Here is a 24,006-nt window from a genome sequence, read left to right as displayed (position 1 = left end):
CCATGACCCTCGTCCGCAATCGTGTGAACCTGCTCCAGGTTCCCGGCTTGATCGTCGTCCTCGTCGTGACCCAGGTCCCCTTCCTGGTCACGATCGTGCTGTCGTTCGTCAGCTGGAACATCCGCCGCCCAGACCTGCCCGTGACCTTCACCGGCATCGACAACTTCCTCTACCTGTTCCAGGACGGCGACTTCTACGTCGTCCTGCGCAACACGCTCCTGATCACGGGAGCCTCACTGGTCATCTCCCTCGTGCTCGCGTTCGTCCTCGCGCTCGCCTTCAACCGGCGGTTCCCCGGCGTGGCCATCGCCCGATCGCTGCTGATCATCCCCTACTTCGTGATGGAGCCGGTCATCGGCATCGTCTGGAAGACCCTCATCCTCAGCCCCTCCTTCGGGATCAACGACGTCGTCTCGCGCGCCCTCGGCGGTCAGGCCGTGTCCTTCTTCAGCGCCGATACCGCACTGCCGACGATCATCATGCTGTGCGTCTGGCAGTGGACGCCGTTCCTCTTCCTCATCCTGCTGTCCGGGCTCCAGAGCCTGCCAGAGGACGTCCTCGAAGCCGCCCACGTCGACGGCGCTGGCTTCCTGCGTCAGATCTGGTACTTCAAGATCCCGCTCATGAAGCCCTTCTTCAAGGTCGCCGCGACGTTCGGGCTCATCAACCTCATGAAGGTCTTCGGCATCATCTTCGTCACCACCCAGGGCGGACCCGGCGTCGCCTCGGCGAACCTGCCGTACTACGTGTACCGCACCGCCTTCTACGACTGGCAGGTCGGCCGCTCCGCCGCCATCTCGGTGGTGATGGTCGTCCTCACCCTCATCATCATCAATGTCTTCTTCCGGACGCAGAAGGATGTGACCGAGCGATGAACCGCACGCAGAAAGCACGAGTGAGGAAGGTCACCGGCGCACTGGCGGCCGTGGCGCTGTTCGCCGTGGCGATCGTGTACTCCTTCCCGATCCTCTACATGGTGTACTCCTCCTTCAAGTCGGAGCAGGACATCGCGCCGCCGTCGTGGAACTTCGCGCCGACGCTCGAGAACTACCAGGCGGTCATCACACCGGACCTCGTGCACCACCTCGTGAACTCGATCGTCATCACGGTGATCACGGTGATCCTCACCCTGATCCTCGGGGTGCCGATCGCGTACACGATTGTCTTCGGGCGACTCAAGCGGCCGACGGTGCACTTCAACTGGTACATCACGACGACGCTGCTCCCCGCGGTCGCGGTGATCATCCCGATCTACCTGATCGTGAACTGGCTGGGTCTGCTGGACTCGCCCGTCGTCCTCATCCTGCTGTACACCTCGATCGGCATCCCGCTCATGGTGTGGATGTGCACCACCTACATGACCGACATCCCGGTGTCGATCCTCGAGGCCGCACAGATCGACGGCGCCACCCGCTGGCAGTCGTTCCTGAGCGTCATGCTGCCGATCATCCGCGGTGGGCTCATCTCCACCGCGCTGCTCGTCTTCGTGCTCACCTGGAACGAGTTCCTCCTCGCGGTGTCGTTCACCTTCACCGAGTCGGGCACGCTCCCCGTGTACATGAACCGGTTCATGACCCAGCAGGGGCTGTTCTGGGGGAAGATGTCCGCCGTCGCGACGATCGCGGTGATCGTGCCGATCATCCTCGGCTTCGTCGCCCAGAAGAGTCTGATCAAGGGTCTGCTGAGCGGAGCCGTGAAGGAATGAGCACCACCATGCGCGCAGCGGTCCTGACCGAACCCGGCGTCCTCGAGCTGCAGGAGCGACCGATCCCGGAGATCGCGCCGGACGAGGCGCTCGTCCGGGTGTCCTACGTCGGCATCTGCGGCTCCGACATGGCGCTGTTCCAGAACGGCTACATCGGTGAGAGCGTCGTGACCGAGCCGATGGTGCTCGGCCACGAGGCCTCCGGTGTGGTGGTCGCCACAGGCTCCGCCGTGACCGACCTCGCCCCCGGCACCAGGGTCGCACTCGAACCGGGCGTGCCCTGCGGCGAGTGCGAGTTCTGCCGGGGCGGACGCTACAACCTCTGCCCGGACGTGTACTTCTGGGCCTCGTTGCCCGTGGTGGAGGGGACCTTCCAGGAGTACGTGCGTCACCGCGCGAGTTTCTGCCACCCGCTGCCGGACTCCGTGGGACTCCTCGAGGGCGCGATGATCGAACCGCTCTCCGTCGCCTTCCACGCCGTTGACCGCTCGGGTGTGGGGCTCGGTGCGAGCGCCGTGGTCCTCGGTGCCGGCTGCATCGGCCTCCTCACCCTGCTGACCCTCCGGGCCGCCGGCGTGCGGGACGTCGTGGTCGTCGACGTCGTCGACAACCGCTTGGACCTCGCCCGTCGACTCGGAGCCGAGGTTGTGAACGCGTCGACGTCACCCGACCTCTTCGCCGAACTCACCGCCCGCTTCGGGTACGGGCCGGACGCCGTCTTCGAGACCGCGGGCAACCGCGTGACCATGGACCAGTCCATCCGGATCGCGAAGCGGGGCGGGTCGGTCACCTTCGTCGGCTACACGAAGGACGGCCGCGCCGACCTCAACGTCAACCTCCTGATCGACAAGGAGCTCACGCTGACGACGGTCTTCCGCTACCGCAACACCTACCCGAAGGCCATCGCGGCCGTCGCCGCCGGCACCATCCCCGTGCAGGACGTCGTCTCCGCCGTCTACGGACTCGACGACGTCCAGCAGGGCATGGACCACGCGGTGCACCACAAGGCCGAGGTCACCAAGTGCGTGATCCGGATCGACCCGACGGCATGAGCGGCGACCAGCCGGACCTCGTCGCGGGAGTCGACTACGGCAGCGATTCGGTCCGCGTCGCGGTCGTCGACGCGTCCTCCGGCGAGGGGGTGTTGACGGTCAGTCGCAGCTACCCGCGCTGGGCCACCGGCGCCTACTGCGACCCGCTTGAACACCGCTTCCGCCAGCACCCGCTCGACCACCTCGAGACCTTGGAGGCCTGCTTCGCCGAGATCGCCGATCGCCTCGGTGACGAGGCCGTCGGTGCGATCGCGATCGACGCGACGGGATCCACGCCGGCGCCCGTCGACCGCAACGGCGTCCCGCTCGCCCTCCTCCCCGAGTTCGCCGACGAGCCCGACGCGATGTTCTGGCTCTGGAAAGACCGGACCTCGGCCGCCGAAGCCGAGGAGGTCGACCGTGCCCTCCGCGAGTCGGAACCGGACCACACCTCCTACCAGGGCGTCTACAGTTCGGAGTGGTGGTGGGCGAAGATGCTGCGCGCCGTCCGCACGAACGGACGGATCCTCGAACACGCCCACTCCTGGGTGGAGCACGCCGACTGGCTGCCGAACCTCCTCACCGGCGCCGACGACGTGGAGCGTTTCGCCCGCAACGCCTGCGCGGCCGGCCACAAGGCGCTCTACAACACACGACTCGGCGGCATGGTGCCGCGCGCGGTGCTGTCGGCCGTCCACCCCCATCTGGCGGCGGTGGCCGACACCTTCGCGACCCCACCCGTCCCGGCGGGCGCACGGGTCGGCATCCTGAGCCCCGAGTGGGCCGCCCGGTTGCGGCTCTCGACCGAGACCGTCGTCGGCATGGGCTCGCTGGACGCCCACGCCGGCGGGGTCGGTGCGGGCATCGACGACCGCAGCATGGTCACCGTCATGGGCACCTCCACCGTCGACCTCTTCCTCACCGACGACGACGCGATCAGTGGTCGTGACCTCCGCCGCCTGTGCGGCATCGCGGAGGATTCGATCATCCCGGGTCGCCTCGGCGGCGAGACCAGCCAGGCCGCGTTCGGCGACCTCTTCGCCTGGTACGGGCGCGTGCTGCTCTGGCCCGTCCGCACGGTGCTCGCACCGGAGTTGCGCGCCGTCCTACCGGAGGACCAGGTCGCCGAGATCGTCGAACGCACCGCCGACCGGCTGCTCGGCGACCTCGAACAGCACCTGGTCGAGCGCCCTCCGACCACGATCGTCGCCCACGACTGGATCAACGGGCGCCGCTACCCCGACGTCGACGAGGACGCGAGCGCCGCCCTCCTGGGCCTCCGGATCGGACACGACGCCGTCGACGTCTACCGCGCCCTCGTCGAAGCCGCCGTCCTCGGCACGAAGGCGATCGTCGACGGGCTCGCCGCCAACGGCCTCCGCTTCGAACGGGTCATCCTCGTCGGCGGGATCGCCCGGAAGTCGCCGTTCATCTGCCAGAGCATGGCGGACGCCCTCGGCGTCGAGGTCCTCGTCAGCGAGGAACGCGAGGCGAGCGCGACGGGCGCCGCGATGTACGCCGCCACGGCGGCCGGCCACTACGAGACCCTCCCGGCGGCACAGCGGGCGCTCGGACGCGGCTTCGTCGCGCGCTACGCCCCGCAGCCCGCGGGTGTCGCCCACCTCGACGCCGCATTCTCGCGCTATCGGGCCGCCGGTAGACTCCTCGCAAGTGGGGGCGACCCGGTCGACCCCGCCGAGATCGTGAAAGGACGCTGATGGGTGGTCCGCAACGTGTGAACCCGGACGAGGTCCTCGGGCTCATCCTCCAACAGGCTCCCATCTCCCGCTCCGACCTGGCCCGAGAGGCCGGGCTCAGCCGCGCCGCCGTCACCCTGCTGGTGCAGGACCTCATCGGCCTCGGCATCGTCGAGGACAACATCCCGACGTTCTCCGCCGGCGGCCGACGCGCCACCGGGATCCGGCTCGACCTCGCCGAGTACTTCATGGTGGCGGTCCGGATCAACCGCTACGAACTCACCTTCCGCATCTTCGACGGTTCCGGGATCGAGGTCGAGACGACCGAGGTCCCCATCGCCTCGGACATCAAGATCGAACCGCTCCTGGCGCTCATCGAACAGACCTTGCGCGGCATCCTGGAACGTCGGGACCAACGGTGCTTCCTCGGCGTCGCGATCTCGAGCCTCGGTTGGCTCTTCGAGACCGACGGCGAGGTCATCCTCCACACCGACGGCTTCTCGGAACTCGGCAAGCGGGACATCCGGGCGTCCGTGCAGGCGATGTTCCCCGAGGTCCCCGTCCTCCTCGAACACGATGCGAAGACCAGTGCGCTCGCGGAGTACCAGGACCACGTCCGCGAGACCGGACGGAAGCCGGCCTGCCTGCTCAACATCGTCGGGGGCATCGGCTTCGGCGGGGGCATCATCATCGACGGCAAGATCTTCCGCGGTGCCCGGGGCGTGGCCGGCGAGGTGGGCCACCTCGGCATCAACTTCAACTCCGGCATCCACACCCGCAACGTCGACACCCACGAGTTCAACGGACTCTTCGAGGACTACGCGTCGCCGCGGGCGCTCCGGCAGCATGTGACGAGCCGGCTGCTCGACTTCCCGGAGTCGTCGCTCACCGAGCAGTCCACGCCGGAAGAGATCTTCGCCGCCTTCGAGGTGGACGATCCGCTGGCCGTCTGGGCCGTCGAACGCGTCTGCCAGCTCCTCGCCTACGGTCTCGCCGGACTCACCTTCGTCCTCGACCCGGACGTGATCGTCGTCGGCGACGCGTTCCCGGCCTCGGAGACGATCCTCGAGCGCATCCGCGGTTGCCTGGCGACGTACCTCCCCGCGGTCCGGATGGAGCACCTGGAGCTGAAGTTCTCCCAGCGCGGCACCTCCGGGGTCCTCTACGGCTCCTACCTCCTGCTCATCCAGTGGTACCTCACCAACGGCGAGCTCTTCGCCCGGATCCAGCAGTCCCAGGCCGCGTCCGCGTCCTGATCACACCCCCAGGGGTGTCGGCGGCGTGCCGACACCCCACCCTCCCGTCCCCGAAGGAGACACCATGCAGACCCTCGAACCCGGCACCGTCGCCGTCGTCACCGGAGCCGCCGGCGGTATCGGTTCCGCGATCGTCGCCGCGATCGCCGCGGAAGGCGTTGCGGTGGCCTGCCTCGACCGGGCCGGAGCCGACTTCACGAACACCCTGCGCCGGTGCGCCGACGCCGGCGTCGAGGCGAGAGCGATCGAGGTCGACGTGCGCGACCGGGACGCCATGCGCGAGGCGGTCGCGTCGGCCGCCGAACTCGGTCCGGTCCGCTACGCGGTCAACTGCGCCGGCATCGACCACCTGGAGCCGACCGTCGAGATGTCGACGGCGGACTGGGACCGCGTGCTCGACGTCAACCTGAGCGGGGTGCTCTTCAGCTGCCTCGCGGAGTTCGAGGTGATGCGCGAGGTCGGCGGCTCGATCGTCAACATCGCCTCGGCGAGCGGCACCATCTACAACCGCGGGGCGGAGCCGCACATCGGGTACGCCTCGTCGAAGGCCGCGGTCATCCATCTCTCCCGGTCGCTCGCCGTGGAGTGGGTCCCGCAGGGCATCCGGGTGAACGCCGTCAGCCCCGGGTACACGAGGACGGAGATGACGGACCTCAACCCGCCGGAGCGCAACCGCTTCCTCGCCGACCAGACGCCGATGGGTCGCATGGCCGAGGTGACGGAGATCGCCGCGCCGGTGGTGTTCCTGCTCGGCGCGGGAGCAAGCTACGTCAACGGCGTCAACCTCCCCATCGACGGCGCGCTCACCGCCTGGTAGCGGCGAGCGCGCCGGTCGGCCCGGGTCGGTGTCGACCCGGGCCGTCGTGCGATCAGCGGGCGTCGGCGACCTCGCGGATCGCGTCCAGCAACCGCTCCACGGTCATCCCACGCTCGCGGAGGGCGTCTTCGGCCGGGGCGGACAGGCCGAACTCGTCGATGCCGACGATGCGGCCGGCGGGCCCGGCGACGTCGTGCCAGCCGAAGCCCGTCGCGGCCTCGACGACCACCCGGGCTGTGACGTGCTCGGGCAGCAGGGCGGCCCGGTCCTCGGCCGGTTGCTCGGCGAACCACTCCCGGCACGGCATAGAGACCACGCGGACGGCGAGCCCGTCCCGGCCCGCGTGTTCCGCCGCCTCGAGGGCGAGCGCGACCTCGGAGCCGGTCGCGACGACGATCACGTCGGGCTCCTCGCAGTCGAGCACGGCGTACGCGCCGCGACGCACCCCGTCCAGGACGACGTCGCGGTCCGTACCCGCGACGGGGAGGGGCTGTCGTGCGAGCACGAGGCCGGCCGGCCGACGCCGCTCGAGGATCGCGAGCCAGGCGGCGGCCGTCTCAGCGGCGTCGGCGGGGCGGACCACGTCGAAGCCGGGGATGGCCCGCAGGCTCGCGAGGTGTTCGATCGGCTGGTGGGTGGGACCGTCGGCCCCGAGTGCGACCGAGTCGTGGCTCCACAGGTAGGTGACCGGCAGCTGCATGAGGGCTGCCAGGCGGATGGCCGGGCGCTGGTAGTCGCTGAACACGAGGAAGGTGCCGGCGAAGAACCGGGACCCGCCGACGAGCGCGATCCCGTTCATCGCCGCGGCCATCGCGTGCTCGCGGACCCCCCAGTGCACGTTGCGTCCGGTCCGCCCGGTCCCCTCCGTCTCCTCGGGCAGGAACGACCGGCCGCCGGCGATCGCGGTGCGGTTGGGCTCGGCGAGGTCGGCCGACCCGCCCCACAGTTCAGGGAGTCGGGCGGCGAGCGCCTGGATCGTCTGGCCCGAGGCGTCGCGGGTCGCCAAAGTCTGTCCGGGCTCGTAGACGGGGAGGGCGTCGCGGAGGTCCTGGGGCAGGAGTCCGCTCCTCGCGCGGTCGGACTCGGCCGCGCGGTCGGGGTGGTCGGCCCGCCAGCGCGTGAACTCCCCCTGCCAGTCCTCCTGCATCGCCACGCCGCGGTCGGTCGCCTGTCGCGTGTGAGCGAGGACGTCGTCGTCGATCTCGAACGGTGCGGTGTCCACTCCGAGCACCTCGCGCAGGAGCGCTGCCTCCGTCGAACCGAGCGGAGCCCCGTGCGCTGCCGAGGTGTTCGTCGCGTTCGGCGCCGGCCAGGCGATCTGCGACTTGAGGACGACGAGCCGCGGACGGCCGTCCGCCGCCGCACGGTCTGCGAGCACGGCGTCGAGTCGATCGAGGTCGACGTCGCCGTCCGCGGCCAGCTCGATCCGATCGACGTGCCACCCCTGCGCGGTGAAGCGGGTGACGACGTCCTCGGAGCTCGTCAGCGAGGTGTCGCCCTCGATCTGGATGTCGTTGTCGTCGTACACGACGACGAGGTTGTCGAGGCGATGACGCCCCGCGAGTGCACCGGCCTCGGCGGACACCCCCTCCTGGAGGTCCCCGTCGGAGGCCAGGACCCAGACGGTGCGGTCGAACACGGACGTCCAGGGTGCGGCGTCAGGGTCGAGCAGTGCGCGCTCGTGCTGCATCGCCATCGCCATGCCGACGGCGGTGGCGAGGCCCTGCCCCAGCGGACCGGTCGTCGTCTCGACACCCGCGGTGTGCCCGAACTCCGGGTGTCCGGGGGTCTTCGCGCCGAGGCTCCGGAAGGCACGGAGGTCGTCGATCTCGAGTCCGTACCCGGTGAGGAAGAGCTGCGTGTAGAGCAGGATGCTGGCGTGCCCGCACGACAGGATGAACCGGTCCCGGCCGATCCAGGCGGGGTCGGCCGGGTTGTGGCGGACGTGTTGCTGGAAGAGCAGGTGGGCGACCGGGGCGAGCGCGATGGCCGTCCCCGGATGCCCGGATCCGGCCGACTCGACGGCGTCGAGGGCGAGGAGACGGGCGGTGGTGATCGCGCGGTCGTCGAGTGAGGGCATCGGTTCTCCTGAGGTCGTGGTCCGTCGAACGCTACGCAAGACGTCATGACGTCATAATGAATCGAGACGAATCCCGGGTGTCGGCTCACGACTCCGGAGACAGGCGGGCAGGACTCCGATGCGGACGAGCGGCAGCAAGTACCTCACGGTCCGGGCACTCCTCCTGGCGCGGGTCCGCGTGCTCCCGGCCGGCGCTCGACTGCCGGCCGAGCCGGCGCTCTGCGCCGAGTACGGGGTGAGCCGGATCACCCTGCGTCACGCCGTCGACGGCTTGATCGACGAAGGGTTTCTCGTCCGCGAACAGGGGCGCGGCACCTTCGTCACGGAGCCGCAGCACCGCATGCGCTACCGCGAGCGGTTCGCCGGGGCGGTCACCGGCTTCCATGCGCAGCAGACGGCGCAGGGCTTCACGGTGTCGAGCCGCGTGGTGGACCTGGCCGACCGTGCCGTCCGCGAGCCGGCCGCCGGTCGGTTGGACCTCGTCCCCGGCGATCGGGTCGCCAGACTGACCCGGCTGCGTTCCGTCGACGGTTCCGTCCATCACCTCGCGATCACCGAGTTGTCACTGGACCGGTTCCCCGGGATCCTCGATAGCGACCTCACCGATGCGTCCCTGTTCGCGACCCTCCGCGACCGCCACGGTGTGGACCTCGCTCGGAACGACCTCCTCGTCTCGATCCGCGGAGCGGAGGCGGAGGTCGCCGAGTACCTGCTTGTCGAGCCGGGCGAGCGTCTGCTGACCGTCGAGTCGACGGTGTTCGACGCGGACGATCGTCCCGTCGCGTCCGGCGTCTCCTGGCTCACCCCGCGGAACAGCGAGGTGGCGTTCAGCCTGCGGCCGTGAGCGGCGGCTCAGCGGAGCTGACGCTCAGCGAGCGGCGCTGAGCCCGTCGATCCACTGCGCGAAGGTCTGCACACCGCGCTGCGCATCTGGCCCGGAGAGGGTGGTGCCGTCGCGCATCGCCTTGCCGAAGCCGCCGGGCAACGGGATCTGCACGACCGGGCCACGGATGCCCTTGGCCGCGGTGTAGGCCTTGACCATCGCGGTCATCCGGAGCTCCTCGGGCCCTGCGAGGTCGGCCGGGCGCCCCTGCGGTTCGCCCTCCGCCAGCTCCACCAGGCGCTCCGCGACTTCGCGCGCGGCGACCGGCTGCGAGGTCATCGTCGGCACCATCGTGACCGGCCCGAAGCGGAACCGCTCGACCATCTGCTGCGCGAACTCGTGGAACTGCGTCGCGCGGAGGATCGTCCACGGGATCCGTCCGGTACTGACGAGCTCCTCCTGTAGCGCCTTGCCCGCGTAGTAGCCGAAGGGCGCCTTGTCGCTTCCGACGATCGACAGCGCGACGTGGTGGGGCACGCCGGCGGCGCCCTCGGCCTCGAGCAGGTTGCGGGTGACCGCCCCGAAGAACTGGCGCGACTGCTGGGCGGACTGGGTGGCCGTCGAGGTCACATCGATGACGACGTCCGCGGCTTCCAACTGCTGGGCAAGCCCGGCTCCGGTGGCGAGGTCGACGCCGGCGGCACGCGACAGCGCGACCACCCGGTGTCCGCGCTCCTCGGCCACCGCGACGACGTGTCGCCCGACCATCCCGCTGCCTCCTGCGACGACGATCCTCATCCGACACTCCCCTTTGCTCGACGGATGTCACTCTATCGGCGAGGCGCGGCGCCGCTTGAGTTGCACGCGGTCACACCACGGTGTATAACAAATCTGCACTCCGAGATACAGATCTCAACCCAACCGATCAGGCGTTCCCGGAGCGCACCTCCCGACCGAACCCGACCAGGAACCACCCGAACCCGACCAGGAACCACCCGAACCCGATGACGACCCTGCAGCACCCCGCCACCACCGGCTCCATCCGCACGTCACGCCCGCAGCTCGCGGCACTCCCCCGCACCCTGCGCCGCAGCATCCCGGCCGAGCAACGCCAGCTGCTCCGCACCCTCGCCGCCACCATCGGCGGTTTCATCCTCGCGACCGGCCTGGTCGGCGCGTTCGTCACCGGCTGGTTCGTCCTGCTCGGACTCCCCGCCGCGGCGATCTTCCTCAGCGCGACCGCGCCCTGAGCGATCCCGCCCTGAGTGATCGCGCCCTGAGCGACCAGAGGAGTCGGCGCGGGGATCTCCCTAGAAGTGCGTCCGCAGGAAGGGCGCCTGCTCCGTCGCGAAGGCGAGGTCGAGCGCTCGCACCGCCTCCGACGACCCGGTGATGAGCCCCGCTTCGGCGAGCGCCGACACGCGCGGGCCGCCGAGGAGGACGGCCGACAGCTCGTTGATGGTCAGGCGCACAGCGTCGTCGTCGGCCGACTCCGGCACGTCACCGAGGCGTTCCGCGACCGCGGCACCGTGCTCGTCGATGCGGAGCGCGAACCGACCGCCGGCGAGGCCGAGGGTGTCATCGACGTCGAGCAGGTGCTCGCGAGGTTCGGACGCCCCGGGGACGGTGAACCGGCGCGCTCCGAGGGCGGTCGGCACGTCGACGATGCGGAGCCAGAGCGAGTCGGCTCGCGCGGTGGTCTTGACGGCGCGACGGTCGACGAGTCGCCACTGGATGGCTTCGACCGTCGGAGCCTGGTGGAAGGTGACCTTCGTGGTGAGGCTGATCCCGGTGAGGTGCCGCCAGAGCGCGTAGCGGGCCTCCGGGGTGGTGGCGACGAGGTCGTCGACGACGATCGTGCCCCACTCCTCGCCGACGCGGTAGAGCGCGTAGCCCTGAGGTTCGCCGTCGGCGTCGTCGTAGCGGAGGGCGAGCGTGTCACCCTCACCGTGGCTGAAGTGCCGGATGGTCACCTCACGGAGGGCCTGCTTCCACCAGGCGACACCGCGGTCGATGTCGCCGGTGCCGCGCGAGCGCTCGAACAGCCCTGGTGCGATGGTGGCGAGCGAGCGCGGGTCGAGCGTGTGGACGCGGCCGGCGGGCGGCGCACCCCGCCAGGCGACGCGCTTGGGGTCGACCTCGTGCGTGAACTCCCAGGTCGCCGGGGCGAAGCCATAGCGACCGTAGATGGTCGCCTCGCTCGCGGTGAGCGCGACGACCGCGGCTCCGGTGGCCTGCGCGTGGTGGAGTCGGTTCTCCATGAGCGATCGCGCGATGCCTCGACGCTCATGGGACGTCGAGACGGTCACCTCGGTGATGGCCAGGGCACGGACGGAGCCACCCGGGATCGACAGGGCGGTCGGGAAGGAACCGAGCGTGCCGACGGGGACGAGCGGTTCGGCCGCGGTGTCGTCGTAGACCCCGAGGATGGAGCTGCCGACGAGGAGCTGACGCCGCTCGGCACGCACCGCCACGTCGGTGTCGGGCTTCGAGAGGAAGCCGCGGGACGCTGCACCCCACCAGAGGTCGAGGGCGGCGTGGTCCGTGTGGTCGAGCTCGACGGTGCGCAGGTTCATGCGACAAGCCTATTGGGGTGCTCGGAACGCAGGAGATCGGCGCGAGAGCAGGACGGACGGGCACGAAGCGTCCTGCTGTCGGGCGGATGTCCTGCTGTCGCGCCGGCGGGTCAGGCGACGTAGACCTTGCGGAGGGTCTCGCGGACCGTCCAGGTGGTGCGGGCGCCGGCGGCGAGTCGGCCAATGGAGCCCGCACGGAGCTCGAGCGACGGAGTGCCGTCGGCGAAGTCGACGGTCGCCTCACCCGAGAGGACCACGAACACCTCGTCGATCTCGGTGTCCTGCACGATGCCGACACCCAACTCCCAGACGCCGACCTCGGTGTCACCGACGGCCGCGAGCGTCACGATCCCGCTCCGCGGCGACCCCGAGACGACGTCCTCGGGCGCGAGCGGGTTGTCCGCGAGCGACACATCGGAGCCCTGGAGCACCGCGTTGGGGGCGAGCAAGTGATCGGTCATGAGGTACCTCTCTGAGCAGGACGGAGGCGGGCGGTGTCGGCGCAGGCCGACGGCCTACCCGACGCCCCAGCCGTAGGCGAGCTTGTGGGCTTCGAGCACGAAGAACGTCTCGGTCGATCGCACGCCGGGCGTCGGCTGCAGGGTGTCGAGGAGGAACGTCTTGTAGTGGTCCATGTCGCGGCACACGGCCTCGACCATCACGTCGAAGCCGCCGCTCGTGAGCACCACGTAGCTCGTCTCCGCGTGCTTCGACAGCTCCTGGCACACCCCGCGCGCCATCCCCGGCTCGCAGCGGATGCCGATGAGCGCCAGGTGGTCGAAGCCGATCGACAGCGGGTTCGCGATGCCGACGATCTGCAGGATCCCGGTGTCCTCGAGTCGCTGGATCCGATAGCGGACGGACGAGGCCGGCAGCCCGGTCTCGGTGGCGATCTCGGAGAACGCCTTCCGTCCGTCCTGCTGCAGGATCGCGATCAGCCGACGGTCGATGTCGTCAAGGTCGTTCATGTGGCTCCTCCGGCAGCGGGCGGATGGTCATCTGGCAAGCGTAGCGAGGGAAGCCGTGCGGCTCGGGTGCGGTGTCCGCCCCACCCGAGCCACGAGCCCCGGCCGACCGACCGACCCGAGCGCGGGCGGTCGACCGAGGCGGCGCCGGTCGAGCTGACCGAGGGAGGTCGCCGATCGGCGGATCGGTCCGACTAGCGGACGTGGATCGCGCCGGTGCGGAGGTCGGTCATGTCGTGCAGCGTGTACATGCCGCCGATCCGACCCCAGCCGGTGCCCTTGCCGCCCGCTCCACCGAACGGCATGTTGATGTCCCACCAGCCGTTGGAGTCGTTGACGATGACCTGGCCGGTCTCCAGCTCCTCCATGAAGCGGTAGGCCTTCGACAGGCTCTCGGTGAACACCGCGGACTGCAGGCCGAGCGCGTCGGCGTTGGCGATGCGGAGGATGTCGTCGTCGTCCTTGGCCGTGAGGATGGGGAGGACCGGGCCGAACGACTCCTCGCGCGACAGCAGGCTGTCCTCGGAGACGCCGTCGACGATCGTGAAGTCGTAGTAGAGGTCCGTCGGATGGCCGGTGGCACGACCGCCGCCGAACAGGATGTCGAAGCCGAGCGAGCGGGCCTCGTCGAGGTGGCGGTCCATCTTCGCGGCGACGCCCTCGTTGTTGAGCGGTCCGAGGTTGATCCCCTCGTCGAACGGGTTGCCGAGTCGTACGGTGGCTTTCGCGTAGGTGAGGGCCGCCTCGACGAAGGCGTCGTGGACGTTGTGGTGGACGATGAGCCGCTCGGTCGCGCAGCAGACCTGCCCGCCGCTGTAGAACGCGGAGTCGACGGCGGCCTTCGCGGCGCGTTCGATGTTCGCGTCCTCGAGGACGACGATCGGGCCGTTGCCGGAGCACTCCATGAGCGAGCGCTTGAGGCCCGCGGTGCGGACGATCTTCGCCCCGGTGGCGGACGAGCCGATGAAGCCGATGGCGTCGATGCCGTCGTGGGACACGAGCTCGGAACCGAACGCGCCGTCGCCGGGGAGGACGCTGACGAGCCCGGCCGGGACGCCCGCTTCGACGAGGCAGTCCATCGCCGCGAGGACCGCGAGGGGCGTGTTGCTCGGCGGCTTGACGATGCAGGCGTTGCCGGTCGCGAGGCCCGGGGCGACGAACTCGCTGAACATGAGGAGCGGGAAGTTCCAGGGCGTGATGATGCCCCAGACGCCGACCGGTGCGCGCCAGGTGAACATGCGCTTGTCGATGTCGCTCGACGGCAGCGTCTCGCCGTACAGACGGAGGGCGTCCTCGGCGTGGAGGTGGAAGAGCTGTGCGGCCTCGGCGATGTCGGCGATCGACTCGGCGAGCGGTTTGCCCTGCTCCAGCGTCTGCAGGCGGGCGAGCTCTTCCACCCGGGCGTTGATCGCGTCGCCGACCCGGTGACAGATCTCCGCGCGCTTGAACACGCCGAGCTTCCGCCACTCCCGCTGCGCCTCGTGCGCACGTCGCACCGCCTCGTCGAGTTCGGCGGTGCCGGCCACGGGGATCGACGCGATGACGTCACCGGTGACGGGGCTGATCACCTCCGAGCGCTCCGAGCTGGATCCGTCGGTGAACTCGCCGGCGATGAAGAGCTGGGTGCGAGTGGGTGTCGGCAACGTGGTCATTCCGGACCTCCTGGTGTCGTGGCTGGGCCGACGACGCCGAACAGCGTCGTGCGGATGTCGTCGGGAGAATGTGGGATCAGCCTAGGACCTTGCGATTCCTCGAACAAGCAGTATTGTTTCGTCAAAGTTACGATTACAACAACGAGACCGACACAATCTTGTCGTCACAACAATTCTTCGGCACATTGAGTGCACCAGCAGCGAGACAGCGACGTCCCGTCCCCCACGAATCGAGAAGAGCCCATGTCGACCGAACACGTCACCAGCACCGACGAGACCACGCACCTGCCCAAACGGATGCGCTGGTTCGACGGCTTCGCCATGGCGATGACCATGCCAGCCGCGCTCATCGCCACCCTCGGCGCCTCCATCACCGGCCTCGGCGGCTGGGGGGCCGCCGTCCTGTGGGCGATCTCCATGATCCTCGCCATGGGCGTCAACTGGATCTACACCGAGCTCGCCACCATGTTCCCGAACTCCTCCGGCGGCATCGCGCACTACGCGGCCGAAGCGTGGAAGTCGCGCGCACCCTGGGTCGCACCGATCACGGGCGTCGGTTACTGGCTCCCCTGGGGCACCAACCTCGCCACCTACGGCGCGGTCACCGGTGCACTCATCCAGGCGCAGTGGTTCCCGAACGAGGACTGGGTGATCCAGCTCGGCCCGATCTCCATCACCTTCCCGATCCTCATCGGGCTCGGCGTCATCGGCGTGATGTACCTCATCAACGTCATCGGCGTCCGCGTCACGATGGCGTTCGTCTACATCACGGCGGGCATCCTGCTCATCCCGCTGTTCGTGTTCATCGTCTTCCCGCTGTTCAGCGCCGACTGGGCACCGCTCGACCTCACCTGGAAGCTCGAGGGCATCGAGGGCCTGCACACCGCGATCGTCTGGCTGTACATCATGGCGTGGACCACCTTCGGCATCGAGGTCTGCGCGACCTTCGCCCCGGAGTACCGCGACTCGGTGAAGGACACGACCAAGGCGATCAAGGCCTCCGTCCTCTTCTGCCTCGGCGTCTTCTTCGTCATCCCGCTGACCCTCGGCGGCTACGCGGGTGAAGCGGCGATCGCCGACAACCCGGCGACCTTCTTCGTCGCGAGCTTCGCCTCGCTCGTCGGCGGCGCTGCGGACGTCATGGTGCTCTGCCTCATCGCCTCGCTGCTGCTCATCATGACCACCTCGGTGGCCGACGCCTCACGCGTGCTGTTCAACATGGGCAAGGAGCGCGTCACCGTCCCGTCACTCGGCGTGCTCAACCGCCGCGGTGTGCCGTTCCGCTCGCTCAACGTGATGCTCGTCATGAACGTCGTCATCCTCGTCGTGCTGCAGAACCCGCTCGCGATCATCGTGACCGGCAACCTCGGCTACATCCTCACGCACTTCTTCGCCGTCTCCGGCTTCTTCCTGCTGCGCAAGGACCGCCCCGACGCCGTCCGCCCGATCCGCTTGCCGCGCTTCTTCGTGCCGCTGTCGGTCGTGCTCTCGGTGCTCCTCGCGATCATCCTCGTCGTCGGCGCCACCGGGTTCTCCACCACGGGCTACGGCGGGTTCCTCGAGCTCGGCATCGCGCTCGGGCTGCTCGCACTGGGCGTCGTGATCTGGCTGTTCGTGCAGCGGAGCACCAAGCGCGACGCGGGACTCGGGAGCGGCGGGGCATCCGCCGGCACCCCGCGTGCCGAGGCCGAACGCACCGACGCCGCCCGCACCGACTGACCGCGCACCACGCGACCGCACCGAACCACGCACCACAGGGGACCCATCATGAGAACCACCTACGAACTGGCCGAAGACCTCGCCGACACCGCACGCCTGCGGGAACAGCTGGCCTCGGCCGAACCGGAGCCGTACTGGCTCGACGACCCGGCACGGCCCGCTCCGCTCCCCCGCCTCGAGGCGGACGTCGAGACGGACCTGGCGATCGTCGGTGGTGGGTACTCGGGCCTGTGGACGGCGCTGCTCGCGAAGGAGCGCGACCCGGACCGCCGGGTCGTGCTCCTCGAGGGCCGCCGCATCGCGTGGGCGGCGTCCGGTCGCAACGGCGGGTTCTGCGAGCCGAGCCTCACCCACGGATCCTCGAACGGCAAGAGCCGCCTGCCGCACGAGTTCGACCGCCTGGAGGAGCTGGGACGCGAGAACCTGCGCGAGATCGGCGAGACCATCGCCCGGTACGGCATGGACTGCGACTGGGAGGAGACGGGCCTGTTGCAGGCGGCGACGGCTCCGCACCACGTCGACTGGTTGCGCGAGAGCGCCGAGGAGCACGGTGCCCGGTTCCTCGACCGCGAGGCGATGCAGGCGGAGGTCCACTCGCCGATCTTCCAGGCCGGCCTGTTCGAGCCCACCGGTGCGGCGCTCGTCAACCCGGCGAAGCTGGCGTGGGAGCTGCGACGCGTCTGCCTCGACCTGGGTGTGGAGATCCACGAGTACACGCACGTCCGTTCGATCCGGTCGGACGCGACGTCGGTCACCCTGACGACGACGCACGGGTCGGTCGTCGCGAAGCACGTCGCCCTCGGCACCAACGTCTTCAAGGCCCTCATCCCGAGCGCTCGGAAGTACACGGTGCCGGTCTACGACTACGCGCTCATGACGAACCCGCTCTCCGCAGAGCAGCTCGAGAGCCTGGGTTGGAAGGGGCGGCAGGGCATCTCCGACCTCGACAACCGCTTCCACTACTCGCGGCTCACGACCGACGCGAATGGGTCGACCCGCATCCTCTACGGCGGCTACGACGCGGTCTACAACTACGGCGGCCGAGTGGAGCCGCGCTTCGACCAGCGCGAGGAGTCCTTCCTCAAGCTCGCCGCCCACTTCGCCCACACCTATCCGCAGCTCGCCGACCTCGGGTTCTCCCATAAGTGGGGCGGGGCGATCGACACCTGCGGGCGGTTCTTCTCCTTCTTCGAGACCGCGCACGGCGGCAGGGTGACGCACGCCGCCGGGTTCACCGGCCTCGGCGTCGGAGCCACCCGGTACGGGGCAAACGTCATGCTCGACCTCCTCGCCGGCACGCCGACCGAGCGCACGACGATGGACTTCGTCCAGAAGAAGCCGACGCCGTTCCCGCCCGACCCGCTCGCGTTCATCGGTGCGCGCATCTCACTGTCGGAGATGGCCCGGGCCGACCGCAACGAGGGCAAGCGCGGGCTCTGGCTCCGCACGATGGACGCCGTCGGGCTGGGCTTCGACTCCTGAGCCGGGTTTCGACGCAGGAGCCGCCGTCCAACCCATGACAGGCGGAGCGTGGTTCGATACGGTGCAGGTGGTGGTCCCGCTCACGTCGAACCCGCACAGCTCGCATCGGCCGGCAACGGACACCGCACCGCACCGCACCAGCAGCACCTCAGACAAAGGAGCACACCAGTGAGCGACTACGCCGTCGTCAACCCCGCGACCGGAGAGACTCTCCGCGACTACCCGACGATCACGGACGGGGAGCTGCAGCAGGCGATCACCGCCGCGTCCGCCGCCCACGAGGAGTGGTCGCGTCGCGCTCCCGTCGCCGACCGCGCCGCACTCATCGCCCGCGTCGCCGCCCTCCACACGGAGCGCCGTGAGCAGCTGGCCGAGATCGCCGTCCGCGAGATGGGCAAGACGTACGAGCAGGCGCTCGGCGAGGTCGACTTCGCCGCCGCGATCTACCAGTACTACGCCGACAACGGTGAGGCCTTCTCCGCCGACGAGCCGATCGAGCTGTCCGACGGCACCGGTTCGGCGTTCATCCGTCGTGCGTCGCTCGGCGTGCTGCTCGGCATCATGCCGTGGAACTTCCCGTACTACCAGGTGGCGCGGTTCGTCGGCCCGAATGTGGTCAACGGCAACACCATCCTCCTCAAGCACGCCCCGCAGTGCCCCGAGTCGGCGCTGGCGATCGCGCAGATCTTCGACGGCGCCGAAGCCGAGCTGGGCGCCCACGATTCCGTGTACGTGAACATCTTCGCGACGAACGACCAGATCGCGACGGTCATCGCCGACCCGCGCGTGCAGGGCGTCTCGGTCACCGGTTCGGAGCGCGCCGGTTCCGCGGTCGCCGAGCTGGCCGGCAAGCACCTCAAGAAGGTCGTGCTCGAGCTCGGCGGGTCCGACCCGTTCATCCTGCTGTCGACCGACGACCTCGACGCCACCGTCCAGGACGCCGTCAACGCCCGCATCGACAACAACGGTCAGTCCTGCAACGCCGCCAAGCGGTTCATCATCATCGACGAGCTGTTCGACGACTTCGCCGCGAAGTTCACCGAGGTCTTCACGGCGAACGCACCGGCCGACCCGATGGCGGAGAGCACCCAGCTCGGCCCGCTGTCGTCGGCCGCCGCGACGGAGCGACTCGGCGAGCAGCTGGGACGCGCGAAGGCACAGGGTGCGACGATCCTCGCTTCGGGCGAACCGGATGGGAACTTCTTCCCGCCGGCCGTGCTCACCGACGTCACGCCCGAGATGGACGCGTTCCACGAGGAGTTCTTCGGCCCCGTCGCGGCGCTCTACCGGGTCGCGTCCGAGGAGGAGGCCGTGCGCCTCGCGAACGATACCCCGTTCGGCCTCGGCTCCTACGTGTACACGACCGACCAGGAACAGGCGCTGCGGGTCGCGGACGGGATCGACGCCGGCATGGTGTGGATCAACCTCGTGCTCGGCGACGCGGCGGAGCTGCCCTTCGGCGGCGTGAAGCGCTCCGGCACCGGCCGCGAGATGGGCAAGCCCGCGATGGACGAGTTCGTCAACAAGAAGCTCATCCGCATCGCGTAGGTGCTTCGGCCCCGGCCACCGACGCCCCCGTCCGGTCTCTGAGCCTGTCGAAGTGCGGTCCCGCCCCATGTCGACCGCCCTTCGACAAGCTCAGGGACCGGGATGGGGTGCGCGCGAGGACCGGGACACGGTGCACCCGCTCACCGCGCTCCTCACCCGCGGAACGCTTTCCGGCCACTGAGCTTGTCGAAGTGCCTCGTACGCACCTCGACAAACTCGATGGCCGAGCTGCGCTCGGTGGCCGAACGTCCCCCACAGGGCGTGCATCACTCCCGTTGTCCACAGGGCGCGCGCACCCGACCAGGTGCGATGACGTCGCGAGCTAGCCTTTCGAGGAGGGCGAGGCTCGTCAGTCTGGGGCACGGTCGAGTTGCGTCAGCGGCTTCAAATATCTAGCCCCCTCTTCATCTTGAAATCAATGGGGGGCTTGAGTAGAATTGTGCTGAGGCCACAGAAGTACCGCGATGTGGTGAGGTTCCTCAGCTCGAAAGGCTGGGTGCTGCTCCGGCAGCAGAAGGGTTCCCACGAGAAATGGGGCAATCCGGAGAACGGGCGCGAGTATCTGACGATTCCACACCACGAGGTGTCGACCGGAATCGTGAAGCAGCTCATCGAGATGTTCCCGGATGCGCCGAGCGGGTGGAAGTAGCGCACCGCACCGCTCGACCGCGCCGACAGACAATCAGGAGGCCCGCGAATGACCGCAGCAACCGTGACCCAGACGCTCGACGTCGTGACCTACCTCGACGGCAAGTGGTGGACGTTCGAGATCCCCTCGCTCACCACCGACTCCCCCCGAGGCGCGGGACACCGGATCGTCGCCATGGGCTCGGCGAAGAGGTTCAAGGACATCGCTGCAGCTGCCCGCGACGTCGCGGCCCTGTGGCTCGATCTCGATGACTACGACGGGGACGTCGTTGTGACGGTCCGGGATGAGGCGGTCGGCCTCTGGGGCGAATCCAACACCCTTGAAGAGCAGGCACGCCAGCAGGTGCGCGAGGCAGCGCGCAAGCGCCGCGAGGCCGTCCTGAGCCTCATCGCCAAGGGAGCCAGCCAGAGCGACGCCGCGGCCGTCTTCGGGGTCTCGGTGCAACGTGTGAGCCAGCTCGTGCACTGACGCTCGTCGATCGGCAGTCCCCACCGAGAACCTCCCCGGTCGCTGAGCCCCATCCGGTCACTGAGCCTGTCGAAGTGCAGTCCCGCCCCGATGACCACCGCCCTTCGACAGCCTCAGGGACCGAAGGGGTGAATCTGGGAACGAGGGTGCACGACGCGCGAATCCGTCAGCCGTCGGCGAGCTGGAGGGCGCTCCACAGCTCGGCTCGGTCGCCGAAGCGGGAGAGGTCGAGGTCGAGCAGCGACTCCAGCGTGCCGATGCGCGCTCGGAGGGTCTGCCGGTGGATCCCGAGGCGGCCAGCCGCCTGATCGGTGACGCAGTTGGCCTCCAACCACACCCGAGCCGTGGTCATGTGGACCGCACGAGCCTCGGCTCCGAGCCCGCCCAGCGGCTCCAGCAGCCGGTTCGCCAGCACCTCTCCACCCGACGCACTCAGCAACCCGAGCAACCCCTGCTCGGCGAGCGCCTCGTACCGCACGAGTCGCGGCGTCTCCCCCGCCGATGCGCGCGCCCGCTCGGCCTCGGCCAGCCCGTCCCGCAACCCCTCCCAGCTCGTCCTCGCCGACACCCCGCCCGACAGCCCGTGGCGGCCGACGACGGCGTCCCAGAGTCCGGTGTCCGCGTCGCTCGACACGATGACGATCCGTTCGTCCTGCTCGGCGAAGAACAACGTGCCGCCATGCGCCGCGGCCTGCACGTCGAGCTCGGAGAGGAAGCCCAGCTCACCCACGGGGATGTCGACCACGGCGACGCGGATCGGGTCGGGCGGCAGCGGCCCCCAGAGCCGCTGGGCGGTGCGCTCGGCGACGGCGCGGTCCCCGGAGAGCAGCAGCTCGAGGAGCCCGGAGCGCAGCTGCCGGCGTGCGAGGTCGAGGGCGCTGTGCTGTTCGAGGGCGATGCTCGCGAGGCCGATGACGCTGGAGACGAGGTCGTGCTCGGCATGGTCGAGCGGCACGCTGGAACCGACCGCGAGGATGCCCCGCAGCTCGCCTCGGCGGCCGAGCGTCAGCAGCGTCGCGCCCTCCGCTCCGTCCGCGAGGTGCAGTCCGGCCCGCGACCCGCGCCGCAGCACCTCGGCGACGGCGGCCTCCACGCCCTCCGGCACCGGCTCGCGCGTCCTCGTGGTGACCCGGTTGCCGAGCGCGTCGTACAGCGCGACCCAGCAGCCGAGCTGCTGCCCCAGCTCCGCGAGGATCGCGGTCAGGCCGTCGGGTCGGAGCGCCGCCCTCGCGACCGCACGCTGGGCGGCGAGCGACCACTCCAGCGATGCCACGCGGGCGGCGGCGACCGCGTCGGCGACGAACCGGATGATGCCGATGAACGGCGTCCGCTCCCCCACCTCGAGCAGGGTGAACCCGTGACGCTCGCAGGCGTCGACGAGCCGCTGGGGGATGTCGGCGTGGATGATCCCGGTGGCGAACCCGAGCGCGAGCACGCCCCGGGCGGAGAGGCGGCGGACGTACTCGTCGGCGCGGCGGTCGGCGAGCTCGTCGCTCATCTCGCCGGTGAACTGCATGCCGTCGGTGAGGAGCAACTGGCCGGGCTCCAGCCAGGGTGTCGGGTCGCCGAGGTCCGAGCTGTGCACCCAGGCGATGTCGCGGTCGAGGACGTCGGCGTCACCCGCGACGACGAGGCCGAGCTTGAACACCGGCTCGGCCATGAGCGTGCGCAGGGACACGTTCGACGACGCACGGCCGGCCTCGCCAGCGATCACTGAAGTGGTGGACATGTGCCGAAGCTACCACTGATCCCGCCATGTACATCGGCCGCGTCGATTGCCAGGCTGCAGGAGTGATCAATGACTTCCTCTCCGGCCTCGACAACGCCGGCGTCCGCGACGCCGACACCCAGCGCGTCCTGCACTCCTGGTCCGCCCAGAGCACGCTCAAGCCGCTCCCCATCGCGGGCGGCCTCGGCAGCACCGTGTGGGACCACGACGGACGCCACTACCTCGACTTCTCCAGCCAGCTCGTCAACGTGAACCTCGGGTACCAGCACCCGAAGGTCGTCGCGGCGATCCAGGAGCAGGCGGCGCAGCTCACCACGATCGCGCCCGCCGCGGCGAACGCGACCCGTGCCGAGGCGGCTCGTCTCATCCTCGAGCGTGCGCCCGAGGGCTTCGAGAAGGTCTTCTTCACCAACGGCGGCGCCGACGCGAACGAGAACGCGATCCGCATGGCACGCATCGCCACCGGCCGCGACAAGGTCATCTCGACCTACCGCTCGTACCACGGCAACACGGGCGCGGCCATCGTCGCGACGGGCGACTGGCGCCGCATCCCCAACGAATACGCGCGCGGTCACGTGCACGTGTTCGGCCCCTACCTCTACCGCACCGAGTTCTGGGCCACGACGCCGGAGGAGGAGTCGGAGCGCGCCCTCAGTCATCTCGAGCGCACCGTCCAGGCCGAGGGTCCCGGCTCGATCGCCGCGATCCTCCTCGAGACCGTCCCCGGCACCGCCGGCATCCTGACGCCGCCGCCCGGCTACCTCGCGGGGGTCCGCGCGATCGCGGACCGCTACGGCATCATGCTCATCCTCGACGAGGTCATGGCCGGCTTCGCCCGCACCGGTGAGTGGTTCGCGTTCGACGCGTTCGACGTGCGACCCGACCTCATCACCTTCGCGAAGGGCGTCAACTCCGGCTACGTGCCGCTCGGTGGCGTCATCGTCTCCGAGCACATCGCCCGCGTCTTCGACGAGCAGGTGTTCCCTGGCGGACTCACATACTCCGGCCACCCGCTCGCCGCCGCGAGTGTCGTCGCCACGCTCACCGCCATGGCCGAGGAAGGCGTCGTCGAACATGCCAAGGCGATCGGCGCCGACCACATCGGGCCCGCGCTCCGCTCCCTCGCCGAGCGCCACGAGCTCATCGGCGAGGTCCGCGGCAGCGGCGTGTTCTGGGCGGTCGAGCTCGTCGAGGACCGCGACACCCGCGCACCACTCGATGCGGCGGCGATGGGTCGGTTCAAGACGTCCCTGCTCGAGGCCGGCCTCCTGCCGTTCATCAGCGAGAACCGCATCCACGTCGTCCCGCCCGCCGTCGTGACCGCCGACGAGGTCGCCTCGGGTGTCGCCATCATCGACGCCGCCCTCGGGGAGCTGCGCGCATGAGCGGCGAGCCGGACCCGTTCTGGGACTCGGTGTCGGGACTCCCGACCCCGGACCCGTCCGCCGCGGCACGACCAGCACCCAGCACCCCTGCACCCCACGACGCCCAGGAGCCATCCGCATGACCACCACCGCCACGAGCACCACCACCGACGCCGGCACGCTGCCGGTCGTCCCGCACTGGATCGACGGAGCCGAGGCCCCGTCCACCTCCGGCCGCACCGCCCCGGTCTACGACCCGGCACTCGGTGTCGCGACGAAGCACGTTTCGCTCGCGAACCAGGACGAGATCGCAGCGGCCGTCGCATCCGCCGCAGCCGCCTTCCCCGCCTGGCGCGACCTGCCGCTCGCGAAGCGTCAGCAGATCGTCTTCAAGTTCCGTGAGCTGCTCGACGCGAAGAAGGGCGAGCTGGCGGAGATCATCACC

Annotated in this window: 22 protein-coding genes; 15 read left to right on the top strand and 7 right to left on the bottom strand. The window is 69.7% G+C overall.

Annotated elements, in window-relative coordinates; all coding sequences use genetic code 11:
• Positions 1-2 precede the first annotated feature (2 nt).
• The 6 genes from BIU99_RS00110 to BIU99_RS00085 all read left to right on the top strand — a co-directional run bounded on the left by BIU99_RS00110 (position 3) and on the right by BIU99_RS00085 (position 6,506).
• The gene (locus tag BIU99_RS00110; RefSeq protein ID WP_158596622.1) at positions 3-875 is read left to right on the top strand and encodes a carbohydrate ABC transporter permease; all 873 of its coding nucleotides are present in this window, start codon (positions 3-5) and stop codon (positions 873-875) included.
• A complete protein-coding gene (locus tag BIU99_RS00105) occupies positions 872-1,705 on the top strand; it encodes a carbohydrate ABC transporter permease (protein WP_071258432.1) in 834 nt (277 codons plus the stop codon). Before BIU99_RS00110 ends, BIU99_RS00105 begins: the two co-directional genes overlap by 4 nt.
• Positions 1,702-2,757 (top strand): NAD(P)-dependent alcohol dehydrogenase, encoded by a 1,056-nt coding sequence (locus BIU99_RS00100; protein ID WP_071258429.1) that lies wholly within the window; start codon positions 1,702-1,704, stop codon positions 2,755-2,757. Before BIU99_RS00105 ends, BIU99_RS00100 begins: the two co-directional genes overlap by 4 nt.
• The gene (locus tag BIU99_RS00095; protein ID WP_071258426.1) at positions 2,754-4,454 is read left to right on the top strand and encodes a ribulokinase; all 1,701 of its coding nucleotides are present in this window, start codon (positions 2,754-2,756) and stop codon (positions 4,452-4,454) included. The genes BIU99_RS00100 and BIU99_RS00095 overlap by 4 nt, the downstream gene beginning before the upstream one ends.
• Complete coding sequence (locus BIU99_RS00090) at positions 4,454-5,689, top strand: ROK family transcriptional regulator (protein WP_071258423.1); 1,236 nt, start codon at positions 4,454-4,456, stop codon at positions 5,687-5,689. Before BIU99_RS00095 ends, BIU99_RS00090 begins: the two co-directional genes overlap by 1 nt.
• Positions 5,690-5,753: 64 nt before the next feature.
• Positions 5,754-6,506: an SDR family oxidoreductase gene (locus BIU99_RS00085; protein WP_071258421.1), complete on the top strand. Its 753-nt coding sequence runs from the start codon at positions 5,754-5,756 to the stop codon at positions 6,504-6,506.
• Positions 6,507-6,558: 52 nt separating this feature from the next.
• Here BIU99_RS00085 and tkt read toward each other — a convergent pair whose 3' ends face one another.
• Entirely contained in the window at positions 6,559-8,586 is a 2,028-nt protein-coding gene (tkt, locus tag BIU99_RS00080) for a transketolase (protein ID WP_071258418.1), read from the bottom strand.
• A 118-nt stretch (positions 8,587-8,704) separates the two neighbouring features.
• Here tkt and BIU99_RS00075 point away from each other — a divergent pair, with 118 nt between their 5' ends.
• Entirely contained in the window at positions 8,705-9,430 is a 726-nt protein-coding gene (locus tag BIU99_RS00075; RefSeq protein WP_071258416.1) for a GntR family transcriptional regulator, read from the top strand.
• A 24-nt stretch (positions 9,431-9,454) separates the two neighbouring features.
• Here the strand turns inward: BIU99_RS00075 and BIU99_RS00070 are convergent, their stop codons facing one another.
• The gene (locus BIU99_RS00070; protein ID WP_071258414.1) at positions 9,455-10,207 is read right to left on the bottom strand and encodes an SDR family oxidoreductase; all 753 of its coding nucleotides are present in this window, start codon (positions 10,205-10,207) and stop codon (positions 9,455-9,457) included.
• A 206-nt stretch (positions 10,208-10,413) separates the two neighbouring features.
• On the opposite strand from BIU99_RS00070, the gene BIU99_RS00065 reads away from it, so the two are divergent.
• The gene (locus tag BIU99_RS00065; protein WP_071258412.1) at positions 10,414-10,659 is read left to right on the top strand and encodes a hypothetical protein; all 246 of its coding nucleotides are present in this window, start codon (positions 10,414-10,416) and stop codon (positions 10,657-10,659) included.
• 60 nt (positions 10,660-10,719) lie between these two features.
• Here BIU99_RS00065 and BIU99_RS00060 read toward each other — a convergent pair whose 3' ends face one another.
• The 4 genes from BIU99_RS00060 to BIU99_RS00045 all read right to left on the bottom strand — a co-directional run bounded on the left by BIU99_RS00060 (position 10,720) and on the right by BIU99_RS00045 (position 14,602).
• The gene (locus BIU99_RS00060; RefSeq protein ID WP_071258411.1) at positions 10,720-11,985 is read right to left on the bottom strand and encodes a GNAT family N-acetyltransferase; all 1,266 of its coding nucleotides are present in this window, start codon (positions 11,983-11,985) and stop codon (positions 10,720-10,722) included.
• Between the two features lie 110 nt (positions 11,986-12,095).
• Complete coding sequence (locus tag BIU99_RS00055; RefSeq protein WP_071258409.1) at positions 12,096-12,446, bottom strand: cupin domain-containing protein; 351 nt, start codon at positions 12,444-12,446, stop codon at positions 12,096-12,098.
• 54 nt (positions 12,447-12,500) lie between these two features.
• Positions 12,501-12,953, bottom strand: a complete 453-nt coding sequence (locus BIU99_RS00050; RefSeq protein WP_056013555.1) for an Lrp/AsnC family transcriptional regulator — start codon at positions 12,951-12,953, stop codon at positions 12,501-12,503.
• 191 nt (positions 12,954-13,144) lie between these two features.
• Positions 13,145-14,602 carry an aldehyde dehydrogenase gene (locus BIU99_RS00045; RefSeq protein ID WP_071258407.1) on the bottom strand — a complete coding sequence of 486 codons (1,458 nt, stop codon included), beginning with the start codon at positions 14,600-14,602 and terminating at the stop codon, positions 13,145-13,147.
• A 243-nt stretch (positions 14,603-14,845) separates the two neighbouring features.
• Between BIU99_RS00045 and BIU99_RS00040 the strand changes: the two genes are divergently transcribed.
• The 5 genes from BIU99_RS00040 to BIU99_RS00020 all read left to right on the top strand — a co-directional run bounded on the left by BIU99_RS00040 (position 14,846) and on the right by BIU99_RS00020 (position 20,468).
• Entirely contained in the window at positions 14,846-16,321 is a 1,476-nt protein-coding gene (locus BIU99_RS00040; protein WP_082916253.1) for an APC family permease, read from the top strand.
• 48 nt (positions 16,322-16,369) lie between these two features.
• Entirely contained in the window at positions 16,370-17,803 is a 1,434-nt protein-coding gene (locus BIU99_RS00035) for an FAD-binding oxidoreductase (protein ID WP_071258405.1), read from the top strand.
• 168 nt (positions 17,804-17,971) lie between these two features.
• Positions 17,972-19,351 carry an NAD-dependent succinate-semialdehyde dehydrogenase gene (locus BIU99_RS00030; RefSeq protein WP_071258403.1) on the top strand — a complete coding sequence of 460 codons (1,380 nt, stop codon included), beginning with the start codon at positions 17,972-17,974 and terminating at the stop codon, positions 19,349-19,351.
• A 469-nt stretch (positions 19,352-19,820) separates the two neighbouring features.
• The gene (locus BIU99_RS00025; RefSeq protein ID WP_254773536.1) at positions 19,821-20,000 is read left to right on the top strand and encodes a type II toxin-antitoxin system HicA family toxin; all 180 of its coding nucleotides are present in this window, start codon (positions 19,821-19,823) and stop codon (positions 19,998-20,000) included.
• A gap of 48 nt (positions 20,001-20,048) precedes the next feature.
• A complete protein-coding gene (locus BIU99_RS00020; protein WP_071258400.1) occupies positions 20,049-20,468 on the top strand; it encodes a helix-turn-helix domain-containing protein in 420 nt (139 codons plus the stop codon).
• 166 nt (positions 20,469-20,634) lie between these two features.
• Here the strand turns inward: BIU99_RS00020 and BIU99_RS00015 are convergent, their stop codons facing one another.
• Positions 20,635-22,197, bottom strand: coding sequence for a PucR family transcriptional regulator (locus tag BIU99_RS00015; RefSeq protein WP_083397089.1), 1,563 nt, complete (start codon positions 22,195-22,197; stop codon positions 20,635-20,637).
• A 26-nt stretch (positions 22,198-22,223) separates the two neighbouring features.
• On the opposite strand from BIU99_RS00015, the gene BIU99_RS00010 reads away from it, so the two are divergent.
• Together BIU99_RS00010 and BIU99_RS00005 are read left to right on the top strand one after the other, a co-directional pair.
• Complete coding sequence (locus tag BIU99_RS00010) at positions 22,224-23,582, top strand: aspartate aminotransferase family protein (protein WP_083397088.1); 1,359 nt, start codon at positions 22,224-22,226, stop codon at positions 23,580-23,582.
• A 118-nt stretch (positions 23,583-23,700) separates the two neighbouring features.
• The coding region (locus BIU99_RS00005) for an aldehyde dehydrogenase family protein (protein ID WP_139205284.1) at positions 23,701-24,006 on the top strand (306 nt) is incomplete at its 3' end.

The sequence above is a fragment of the Plantibacter sp. MMLR14_011 genome, from assembly GCF_001865025.1.
GTDB classification, from domain to species: domain Bacteria; phylum Actinomycetota; class Actinomycetes; order Actinomycetales; family Microbacteriaceae; genus Plantibacter; species Plantibacter flavus_A.
The sequence above is the reverse complement of the archived record's forward strand: the minus strand, read 5'-3'. Positions and strand labels throughout refer to the sequence as shown.

Bases quoted from the DNA above. Each gene is read 5' to 3' on its own strand.
- BIU99_RS00110 (WP_158596622.1), top strand. From the start codon at position 3: ATGACCCTCGTCCGCAATCGTGTGAACCTGCTCCAGGTTCCCGGCTTG.
- BIU99_RS00105 (WP_071258432.1), top strand. From the start codon at position 872: ATGAACCGCACGCAGAAAGCACGAGTGAGGAAGGTCACCGGCGCACTG.
- BIU99_RS00100 (WP_071258429.1), top strand. From the start codon at position 1,702: ATGAGCACCACCATGCGCGCAGCGGTCCTGACCGAACCCGGCGTCCTC.
- BIU99_RS00095 (WP_071258426.1), top strand. From the start codon at position 2,754: ATGAGCGGCGACCAGCCGGACCTCGTCGCGGGAGTCGACTACGGCAGC.
- BIU99_RS00090 (WP_071258423.1), top strand. From the start codon at position 4,454: ATGGGTGGTCCGCAACGTGTGAACCCGGACGAGGTCCTCGGGCTCATC.
- BIU99_RS00085 (WP_071258421.1), top strand. From the start codon at position 5,754: ATGCAGACCCTCGAACCCGGCACCGTCGCCGTCGTCACCGGAGCCGCC.
- tkt (WP_071258418.1), bottom strand. From the start codon at position 8,586: ATGCCCTCACTCGACGACCGCGCGATCACCACCGCCCGTCTCCTCGCC.
- BIU99_RS00075 (WP_071258416.1), top strand. From the start codon at position 8,705: ATGCGGACGAGCGGCAGCAAGTACCTCACGGTCCGGGCACTCCTCCTG.
- BIU99_RS00070 (WP_071258414.1), bottom strand. From the start codon at position 10,207: ATGAGGATCGTCGTCGCAGGAGGCAGCGGGATGGTCGGGCGACACGTC.
- BIU99_RS00065 (WP_071258412.1), top strand. From the start codon at position 10,414: ATGACGACCCTGCAGCACCCCGCCACCACCGGCTCCATCCGCACGTCA.
- BIU99_RS00060 (WP_071258411.1), bottom strand. From the start codon at position 11,985: ATGAACCTGCGCACCGTCGAGCTCGACCACACGGACCACGCCGCCCTC.
- BIU99_RS00055 (WP_071258409.1), bottom strand. From the start codon at position 12,446: ATGACCGATCACTTGCTCGCCCCCAACGCGGTGCTCCAGGGCTCCGAT.
- BIU99_RS00050 (WP_056013555.1), bottom strand. From the start codon at position 12,953: ATGAACGACCTTGACGACATCGACCGTCGGCTGATCGCGATCCTGCAG.
- BIU99_RS00045 (WP_071258407.1), bottom strand. From the start codon at position 14,602: ATGACCACGTTGCCGACACCCACTCGCACCCAGCTCTTCATCGCCGGC.
- BIU99_RS00040 (WP_082916253.1), top strand. From the start codon at position 14,846: ATGTCGACCGAACACGTCACCAGCACCGACGAGACCACGCACCTGCCC.
- BIU99_RS00035 (WP_071258405.1), top strand. From the start codon at position 16,370: ATGAGAACCACCTACGAACTGGCCGAAGACCTCGCCGACACCGCACGC.
- BIU99_RS00020 (WP_071258400.1), top strand. From the start codon at position 20,049: ATGACCGCAGCAACCGTGACCCAGACGCTCGACGTCGTGACCTACCTC.
- BIU99_RS00015 (WP_083397089.1), bottom strand. From the start codon at position 22,197: ATGTCCACCACTTCAGTGATCGCTGGCGAGGCCGGCCGTGCGTCGTCG.
- BIU99_RS00010 (WP_083397088.1), top strand. From the start codon at position 22,224: ATGTACATCGGCCGCGTCGATTGCCAGGCTGCAGGAGTGATCAATGAC.